This window comes from Pseudomonas sp. BJa3 (assembly GCF_026343815.1).
Taxonomy (GTDB): Bacteria; Pseudomonadota; Gammaproteobacteria; order Pseudomonadales; family Pseudomonadaceae; genus Aquipseudomonas; species Aquipseudomonas soli.
Genome location: NZ_JAOXMC010000074.1, coordinates 1 through 331, shown reverse-complemented (window position 1 = coordinate 331; position 331 = coordinate 1). Strand labels below are relative to the sequence as shown.

Sequence of the window (331 nt, the reverse complement as noted above, 5' to 3'; positions counted from 1 at the left end):
TATACTGCCGGCCTGCCCTGCCCGAGACCCCGCCATGAGCGACATCCACATCAAGTACCCCGCCCAGACCTTCCAGGCCGGTCAGCGCGCCTTGCGGCAGATCCGCGAGCGCGGCCTGCTGGCCGCCGATGTCGGCGTGCTGCCGGGCGCCGCCGGTGGCCCCAAGCCCTTGGGAATCCAGGGCCTGGACCTGGCGCTGTTCGGTGAAAGGCTGCCGACGGCACCACGGCAACGGGCATTGATCGGCGCCTCGATCGGCTCCTGGAGTTTCGCCAGTGCCTGCCTCGACGACCCGGTGGCCGGCATCCGCCGCCTGGGCGAGCTGTATACC

At 70.7% G+C, this 331-nt stretch carries 1 pseudogene; it reads left to right on the top strand.

Annotation, left to right across the window (positions count from 1 at the left end):
- Positions 1 to 34: 34 nt before the first annotated feature.
- Positions 35 to 331 (top strand): annotated as a pseudogene (locus OH705_RS26930) (patatin-like phospholipase family protein); the annotation flags it as partial.